Origin of the sequence: Pseudoalteromonas sp. S3260, assembly GCF_005886925.1 — a bacterium.
GTDB lineage: Bacteria > Pseudomonadota > Gammaproteobacteria > Enterobacterales > Alteromonadaceae > Pseudoalteromonas > Pseudoalteromonas tetraodonis.
On sequence record NZ_PNCV01000153.1, the window covers coordinates 19,071 to 28,090 of the forward strand.

General features: G+C 40.5%; 5 protein-coding genes. All 5 read left to right on the forward strand.

The window, feature by feature from the left end; genetic code table 11:
• Positions 1–19: 19 nt before the first annotated feature.
• The 5 genes from gcvT to CWC14_RS17385 all read left to right on the forward strand — a co-directional run bounded on the left by gcvT (position 20) and on the right by CWC14_RS17385 (position 8,635).
• A complete protein-coding gene (gene gcvT, locus CWC14_RS17365) occupies positions 20–1,102 on the forward strand; it encodes a glycine cleavage system aminomethyltransferase GcvT (RefSeq protein ID WP_013464090.1) in 1,083 nt (360 codons plus the stop codon).
• A 77-nt stretch (positions 1,103–1,179) separates the two neighbouring features.
• Positions 1,180–1,569 carry a glycine cleavage system protein GcvH gene (gene gcvH, locus CWC14_RS17370; protein WP_076922426.1) on the forward strand — a complete coding sequence of 130 codons (390 nt, stop codon included), beginning with the start codon at positions 1,180–1,182 and terminating at the stop codon, positions 1,567–1,569.
• A 151-nt stretch (positions 1,570–1,720) separates the two neighbouring features.
• Entirely contained in the window at positions 1,721–4,612 is a 2,892-nt protein-coding gene (gcvP, locus tag CWC14_RS17375) for an aminomethyl-transferring glycine dehydrogenase (protein ID WP_033104353.1), read from the forward strand.
• Between the two features lie 613 nt (positions 4,613–5,225).
• Positions 5,226–6,371, forward strand: coding sequence for a hypothetical protein (locus tag CWC14_RS17380; protein ID WP_138564142.1), 1,146 nt, complete (start codon positions 5,226–5,228; stop codon positions 6,369–6,371).
• Complete coding sequence (locus CWC14_RS17385; RefSeq protein WP_138564144.1) at positions 6,368–8,635, forward strand: hypothetical protein; 2,268 nt, start codon at positions 6,368–6,370, stop codon at positions 8,633–8,635. The genes CWC14_RS17380 and CWC14_RS17385 overlap by 4 nt, the downstream gene beginning before the upstream one ends.
• Positions 8,636–9,020 lie beyond the last annotated feature (385 nt).

The following is a 9,020-nucleotide window of genomic DNA, read 5'->3' on the forward strand; positions in this document are numbered from 1 at the left end:
TTAAAAGTGAAGGAATATTATGACTTCTAAAACAGTATTACATGCAAAGCACCTTGAAGCCGGCGCAAAAATGGTTGATTTTCATGGCTGGGAAATGCCAATTAACTACGGTTCACAAATAGAAGAACACAACGCCGTACGTAATGATGCGGGCATGTTCGACGTATCACACATGACCATTGTTGATATACAAGGCGAGCAAGCACAAGCATTTTTACGCAAGCTTGTGGCTAACGACGTTGCTAAATTAACAGTACCTGGCAAAGCACTCTACACCGGCATGCTTAACGAGCAAGGTGGTGTAATTGACGACTTAATTATTTACTACTTTAGCGAAACATTTTATCGCTTAGTGGTTAACTCAGCGACCCGTGAAAAAGACCTAGCACATTTAGCTAAGGTATCGAGTGACTTTGCAGTAACGGTTACTGAGCGCCCAGAATTCGCCATGATTGCAGTACAAGGCCCTAATGCACGCGCTAAAACTGCCCAGGTTTTAAACGCAGACCAGCAAGCTGCAGTTGAAGGCATGAAGCCATTTTTTGGTGTTCAAGCCGGTGATTTATTTATTGCTACAACAGGTTATACTGGCGAAGACGGTTACGAAATTGTAGTACCAAACGAGCAAGCAGCCGATTTATGGCAGCAATTGCTTGATGCCGGTGTAGCGCCTGCGGGCTTAGGCGCGCGCGACACACTACGTTTAGAAGCAGGTATGAACCTTTACGGCCTAGATATGGACGAAAGCGTATCACCACTGGCAGCTAACATGGCATGGACTATTGCATGGGAACCAGAAGATCGTGACTTTATTGGTCGTGATGTTTTGGTAAAGCAACGTGCAGAAAAAAGTACTCACAAGCAAGTAGGTCTTATTCTTGAAGAAAAAGGCGTACTACGCAGTGGTTCTAAAGTAATTGTTGATGGTGGCGAAGGTGTTATTACATCTGGCACATTCTCACCAACATTGGGCTATAGTGTTGCATTAGCACGTGTGCCACGTTCAACCGGCGACACAGCTCAAGTAGAAATGCGTAAAAAATTAGTTAACGTAAAAGTAGTTAAATCGGGCTTTGTACGTAACGGTAAATCAATAATCTAAATAATTTGGTTATATCAGTAAATAGGTCACCCTCATTTATTGGTATTCTCCCAATCTAAACCAAAGGATGAAACAAAATGAGCAATATCCCTAGCGAGTTAAAATACGCACCTTCACACGAGTGGGTTCGTAATGAAGGCGACGGCACTTACACTGTTGGTATTTCTGAGCACGCCCAAGAGCTGCTTGGCGACATGGTATTTGTTGAATTACCAGAAGTAGGCGACGAAGTCGATGCAGGCGAAGACTGTGCAGTAGCAGAGTCAGTAAAGGCAGCATCAGACATTTACGCACCAATTAGCGGTGAAGTTGTTGCTATTAACGAAGAGCTAGAAGATTCTCCAGAAACAGTAAACAACGACGCTTACGGCGACGGTTGGTTATTCCGCATTAAAGCATCTGACGAATCTGAAGTTGATAACTTGCTCGACGCAGAAGGCTACGCACACACTATTGACGAAGAGTAATCGTTAATTAGTTAAAAGCCCCTCTATTTAAAACATTGGGGCTTTTATGATTTTACAGCTTATTACCATACCCAGTAAGTTGCCAAATCATCACATATTTTAATCAATACTAGTTACCCATTAGTATTTAGGATCATAGGAATCTGGACACATGTCAAACGCCAAATCTCTTGAACAATTAGAGCAAAAGCAAGATTTTATTCGCCGCCATATTGGGCCAAGCCCAGCGCAAGTAAACGACATGCTTAGCGCTCTTGAAGTATCGAGCGTTGAAGAGCTGATCGGTCAAACTGTACCTGCTGGTATTCGTCTTGAGCAAGGTCTTAATATCGGCGAAAGCCGCACCGAAGTTGAAACACTAAGCTACTTAAAATCAGTAGCAAGCAAAAATAAAGTTTTCAAATCGTATATTGGCCAAGGCTACCACCCAACTCACGTACCGCACGTAATTTTACGTAACGTACTTGAAAACCCGGGTTGGTACACAGCGTACACACCGTATCAGCCAGAGATTGCACAAGGGCGTTTAGAGTCACTATTAAATTTCCAGACTATGACCTTAGACATTACCGGCCTAGATTTAGCAAGTGCTTCACTGCTTGACGAATCAACTGCTGCAGCCGAGGCAATGGGCCTTGCAAAACGTGTATCTAAAGCTAAAAAAGCCAATGCGTTCTTTATTGCCGATGACGTACACACGCAAACCATTGACGTAGTGAGCACCCGAGCAGAGCAATTTGGTTTTGAAATTATTGTAGGTAAAGCCGCTGATGCCGTGAACCACGACATTTTTGGTGCGTTATTTCAATACCCGTCAACATCAGGCGAAATTGTTGATATAACTGACCTAATTGCTGGCGTACAAAGCAAAAAAGCGATTGCCTGTGTGGCAGCCGATATCATGAGCTTATTACTATTAAAAGCACCAGGTAAATTGGGCGCCGACGTAGTACTTGGCTCTGCTCAGCGTTTTGGTGTGCCTATGGGTTACGGTGGTCCACATGCTGCATTTTTTGCAACACGTGATGCTTACAAACGTTCATTACCAGGGCGTATTATTGGTGTATCAAAAGACCGTTTAGGTAACGATGCACTGCGTATGGCAATGCAAACCCGTGAGCAACATATTCGCCGCGACAAAGCCAATTCAAACATTTGTACTGCGCAAGTATTACTAGCGAACATGGCGGCGTTTTACGCGGTATACCATGGCCCGCAAGGCTTAAAAACCATCGCGCAGCGTATACACCGTTTTGCTGATATTTTAGCAACTGGCTTAAAAGCAAAAGGCGTGGCACTTAAGCACACTACCTGGTTTGATACATTAACTGTTGTTGATGAAAACAAAGCCGACGTGATTGCCCGTGCTGTGGCTAAAGGTGTTAACTTTGCTGCTAACCATGCGGGTGAGTACTCAATTTCAGTATCAGAAACCACAACACGTGCAGACATTGCCGAGTTATTTGATATTATTTTAGGCGAAGGCCACGGCCTAAGCGTAGATGCAATTGCTGCGGATGTTGAAGCAAATGGCAGCGACTCTATTCCTGCAAGCCTAGTGCGTGATGATGAAATCCTAACGCATCCAAACTTTAACAGCTACCACAGCGAAACAGATATGCTTCGCTATATTAAGCGCCTTGAAAACAAAGACTTAGCGCTTAATCACTCTATGATCTCGTTAGGTTCATGTACCATGAAACTCAACGCGACCGCTGAAATGATCCCAATTACCTGGCCTGAATTTGCAAACCTTCACCCATTCTGCCCGCTAGACCAAGCAGAAGGTTACCAAATAATGATTAACGAGCTACACGATTGGCTAGTTAACATTACCGGTTACGACGCGGTTTCACTGCAACCAAATTCAGGTGCACAAGGTGAATACGCAGGCCTAATCGCCATTCGTAAATACCACGAGTCACGAGGGGATGCGCACCGTAATGTATGTTTAATTCCAAGTTCTGCGCACGGTACTAACCCAGCGTCGGCACAAATGGCGAGCATGAAAATTGTAGTTGTTAACTGTGATAAACACGGCAACATCGACATGGAAGACTTAAAAACCAAAGCTGCTGAGGTGTCTGAAAACCTATCATGTGCCATGGTAACGTACCCATCTACCCACGGTGTATACGAAGAAACAATTCGTGAATTATGTGAAATTGTTCACCAGCACGGTGGCCAAGTTTACATGGATGGCGCAAACATGAACGCGCAAGTAGGTGTTACTAGCCCAGGCTTTATTGGCTCAGACGTATCGCACTTAAACTTACATAAAACCTTCTGTATTCCACACGGCGGCGGTGGCCCAGGTGTTGGTCCAATTGGTGTTAAATCGCACCTTGCGCCATTTATGCCAAACCACAGCGTAATTAACGTACCAGGTACTAATGCTGGTAACGGCGCAGTATCGGCAGCGCCTTACGGCTCTGCAGCTATTTTACCTATTTCATGGGCTTACATTGCCATGATGGGCTCTGAGGGCTTAAAACAAGCGACAGAAATGGCGATTGTAAATGCTAACTACCTAAGCAATGAGCTTAGCAAGCACTTCCCAATTTTATACCGTGGCCGTAACAATCGCGTTGCCCACGAATGTATTATTGACCTACGCCCATTAAAAGAAGCCTCAGGCATTACTGAAATGGACGTTGCTAAGCGCTTACAAGATTATGGTTTTCACTCACCAACGATGTCGTTCCCAGTAGCGGGCACATTAATGATTGAGCCAACAGAATCTGAGTCTAAGGGCGAGATTGACCGCTTTATCGAAGCGATGGTATCGATTAAAGGTGAAATTGATAAAATCATTTCAGGTGAATGGTCTATCGAAAACAACCCACTGGTATTTGCACCACACACACAAGCTGATGTGTTAGGTAATGAATGGGACCGCGCGTATGACCGTTTTTACGCTGCCTTCCCAGTACCAGCGGTTGCTAAAGATAAGTTCTGGCCAACGGTTACGCGTATCGATGACGTATACGGCGACCGTAATTTAGTATGTGCATGTCCTCCGATTGAGACATACCGCGACTAATTTTTTGAAAAAATTTCCATTGTAGAGTGGGATTTATCAAAATTATAAAAGCCGTTGCAGCAATGCAACGGCTTTTTTGTGTGTTTAAACATTGTAGACGCAGAGCTTGCTGGCGTGTTGGGCGACAGCCCAAAAGGTGTTTAATTGTTGAAGGCGCATACTTTGCTTGCTTTTGGCTTATTGAGGAATTAGAAACCTTATTCAAGGTTTTATCGCGCTGGCGACGGCAGCCAAAGAGGGATCGTTTTTCAAATTGACTCTGCTGCAAGCAATTCATCCCTGAAGCTGGATTACTGTCGGCATCCATGCCTCCACTTCCTCATACTGCGAAGCTGCGCTTCGGTTATTCGTCACCTCCCAGCGCACCCGAGCATCACGCTTAATCCTTCAAAATACAATTGATGTGAACGTAAACGCCATGAAAGCACATCCATGTGCAAGCATGGCTTTCATTTCATCCAGGAATGAATTACTCAACAATTGCTTATTCTGAGGGTGTGATGACGTGATAGTGGTGTTAGACTGATATCGGTCTTGATAAAATTCACGGCTAAACCCTATGGATTGCTACCCACTGAAGCTATGGTAAAAAAGCATTGAATGGAGTGAATTGATGAAGGTACCATCAATAATTACAAATGATGAAATAGAACAGCTGTATGAAAAAATTGGCGATGATGTAATAAACCTTCCTCAGCAATTTAAAACGTTGCGTTTAGGTTTATTACCTCGAATTTGTCAGCTATTTATTACGGCACTTAAACACAACCCAAATAAAAAAGTTAAGTTTTTTCAATTTGAATCATCAAAAGAAAGTGCAGTCGCTGATTTACTAAGTTCGCCTCATTGTTTAACTTCGACGTTAATGTCTGATGAGGTGTATGAAAAAGATATTGTTTTAAATGAACAAAAAAATCCAGTAGAACTTAAATCTAGAATTAATGCTGATTTACAAGCTCGGTTAAATGAATCCATTTATAGAACAGGGCAAAGAGTTCAACTATTTGCCGTTGATCACTCGATAAAAAAATACGCTTTTCCAAGTTGTTTTTATTCATGTGTAGGGAGCAACTCTTTAAAGCAAAGCGAGTTCTATACGAAATTGCTTGAGCGTATTGTTGAGCTTAGCCCAATAAAGTCTAATGTAACTGAACGTCAACTTAGTGATTTGGGACACGCTATTTATGAACTAATAGAAAACACAGAACAGCACGGAAAGCTGGAGATTAATACAGGTAAGGTTAGCAAATCAGTTAGAGGCCTGATCATTGATTACAAGCTTATTACCAAAGAACAACCTTCAGAAAGTATTGGCGGAGAGAACACTGCGATTACAGATTACTTAGAGGGCATTAGAACGGATGATAGAACTGTACATATGTTAGAGATATCAGTCTTTGACAGCGGAGAAGGAATTTTTAAAACCCTTCAATCAACGAATAATGAAAACGTTAGTGTTGAAGATGAAGTCGGTGTGGTTAAAAAGTCTTTTGCTAAAGGTATTACGTCCAAATCTGACTCTCGTGGAGTTGGGCGTGGTTTAAATAACGTGAAGAATGTATTGGCACAAAGACATGGTTTTATTTCATTTCGGACTGGCCGAATTGGCGTTTACCGTGACTTTAATTTGCAGCCTTTGAGAGAAGCTGAGTCAGAGCCTCTTTCGCTATTTGACGAAAACAACAAATCAGAAAACAACTTTTATAAGCTTGCTTCAGTTGAAGGTTTAGCTTGCAGTATCTTGGTGCCTCTACGATGAAAAATTTTTATTTTTACAAAACGGATCTTAGTTCAAATAAGCCCAATGTTATGGTTTGTTTTTATGCGGGAGGAGCATTCAACTTCGAAGCATTTTGCGATGAAATGGTAACTCAATTTAAATCATCAATTTTTACACGAGATATTGTTTTTATTGCACCTGAGTTTAATAAACAAGATGTTTCTAGTCAGTTGTTAAATGATGATGCTCAATCAATACTAAAAGAGAGAATCAATAGCTTTCAAGAATTAAATTTTCATACCTGCTTTATAAAGCGCGATGGTAGCTGTGATATATCTATTTTTAATGAAACTAAGCCGCCATTATCTAATGCCAATATTGAACGCTTGATAGAATTTGGTATGTATAACATTATTACTAGCCGTAATTTGATAATTGAAGCTCATTCAAATATTCACTTCATTAAGCCTTCCGGAAAGCACACAAATAAATTTATTGATGTAAAAAATTTACTGGAATCTTCAGCTGAAATTACCTTTATTGCTATTAGTTTATTAAAAATGATACCTGCTAATATCAATAAAATTTATGTGGATACCTCTGGTATTTTTCCGCTAGCATATGAGTTAGGCAACATCATTAGAGCTTTTAAAAATACTACTGACACCATATTGATAGATTCTTTTGGGAGTTATGGTGGTATTGATGGATACGAATTTAGCTCAGATGCAAACACGCTAGTTTTAATTTCAGCTTCTACCAGCAATAACTTATTTGAAAAATTGAAGAAAAACATCTCATTAGAACAAGCTTCGCTGGTTTCGGTAATCATGACACAGGTTAATGATGGTGAACAAAAAGTTCTTGTGGAGTTTGAGCAATATAAAAATAAGTTCTGTAAATCTTACTTTCAACATTTTGAATCTTATGATGAAAATGAATGCCCGATGTGTTTAAAGGAGCATTCTATTCCTATTGCACTTAATAAAAGTCGATTTGTCTTTGAAGCACCACATACAGAGAGTTATTTACCTTTGGCTGTTGATTCAGACAAAGTTCTACGGGAGCTTATTCATCAATATAAAGACCTTGATGCATTTAGGTGTCTATATGATGGTGTAAACGGTACCAAAACACCTACGCCAGAATATTTTATCGACGTTAGTAAGGTTATTGAACAAGATAAATTTAAGGCAAAAGTTAAAAATAATATCCATCGTTTCTTTCCCTTAAACACTGATTGCGTAATCCATTGTAAAGATGAAGGTGCAAAAGAGTTAGCAGAGCTTATTAAAAGCAATGTATCAGAGTTACATTTAGACGTTAATGTTTACGATGGTGAAATCCCAGAAACAGTAACTCCAAGCAAAGGCATTGTGGTTGTAGCTGGTTCGTTAGAGTCAGGAAAGTCTCTACTTAACATTAGTAGGGCTCTGCGTAAATATAATGAGTTACCTATTACTTATATTGTCGGGTTCGCAAAATATAATAGTGAACCTGAGTTTAAAAAACTTCAAATGGACTTAAAATTTTCTGAAGGTCCATGTGGTTTTCACCAGTTTCATGTTATTGAAAAGATGCTTTTACCAATAAATGAACATAAAGAAAATAGCTGGGAAAAAGAACTAGAGCTTTTGAAGCTGCTTAAAGCCAAACATTCGAGCGATGGGAATTTATTGAGTGAGCTTAATGCAAGGGACAAGCTATTAAGAAGTGCTGCATCTTTTCATAATCAAGGGTTAGGAGAAAAGCTATTTCTTAAGTCGCCTCAAAATCAACCACTAGTGTTGGGGCCGACATTTGCTTTTTGGAATAAAGGTGACAATGACCACTACTTTAAACACCAGGCCACAGTATATTTCACTATATCTTCTGTTTTGCAACGGTTAAGAACTGTAGCAAAAGATAGTGGAGCAGTTCCATTAGGTAAGGGGTACATAATTCGACAACTTGATCCTTTACTATTTGATCGGTTCAATGAAGGGATTATCCAAGCCAGTATTCTAAGGACTGCAAAATCAAGAGAGCTTGATTATAGTGCAGCAGATGATAAGAGTAGAATTGTTGGCTCTTTGATTGAAAGGATGCTCAAATTACCGGAAGCTGAGGAATCTAAAGGACTACCTGAAATATTGCTTGCGTTGTGTACAAATAAGTTACAAGTTAAAAAAGATCATTTGACTGGCTTTGATACTCATCAGGTTGATAAAGATCTGCACCCAATGACTTGGATTCTAGCTGAGCATGCGAGGCAGATACTATTTAATCAAGCTAATGAATCAGAAAAACCTATACCCATGTAAGGATGTGAACAAAAGGGGTCACCCATTAGAAAGCTCTGGTCAAGCAGGCAGCTGTGTTTTCTTGATCTTTTTATTCAAAAACCAAGTGTTTTTATTATTTAAACTCATTTTAAATATGGCTACGCACCCAGTAATGATCTCGATTGGTGTGAATATGCACCATGGCTTAGGTAAAGAATGCCATATGAATTTAGGCAGTTTAATTAAGCATTATTGATGATTAATTAAGGCCCTTGGCTTTCGCCTCAGTCATCGTTTAGTACCAATGTCAGTCCAGTTTCTGGCTGTGTTTACACACTGCGCTGTAACAATTCTGTGGCTGAATCGCCCCGTGTTTGCCAGAGACTCAATAACTTGAGAAACTGGAACTATGAAAAAATCAACG

What these genes read in the sequence shown, in the direction of transcription:
- gcvT (WP_013464090.1), top strand. Translation starts at nt 20, where the DNA reads ATGACTTCTAAAACAGTATTACATGCAAAGCACCTTGAAGCCGGCGCA.
- gcvH (WP_076922426.1), top strand. Translation starts at nt 1,180, where the DNA reads ATGAGCAATATCCCTAGCGAGTTAAAATACGCACCTTCACACGAGTGG.
- gcvP (WP_033104353.1), top strand. Translation starts at nt 1,721, where the DNA reads ATGTCAAACGCCAAATCTCTTGAACAATTAGAGCAAAAGCAAGATTTT.
- CWC14_RS17380 (WP_138564142.1), top strand. Translation starts at nt 5,226, where the DNA reads ATGAAGGTACCATCAATAATTACAAATGATGAAATAGAACAGCTGTAT.
- CWC14_RS17385 (WP_138564144.1), top strand. Translation starts at nt 6,368, where the DNA reads ATGAAAAATTTTTATTTTTACAAAACGGATCTTAGTTCAAATAAGCCC.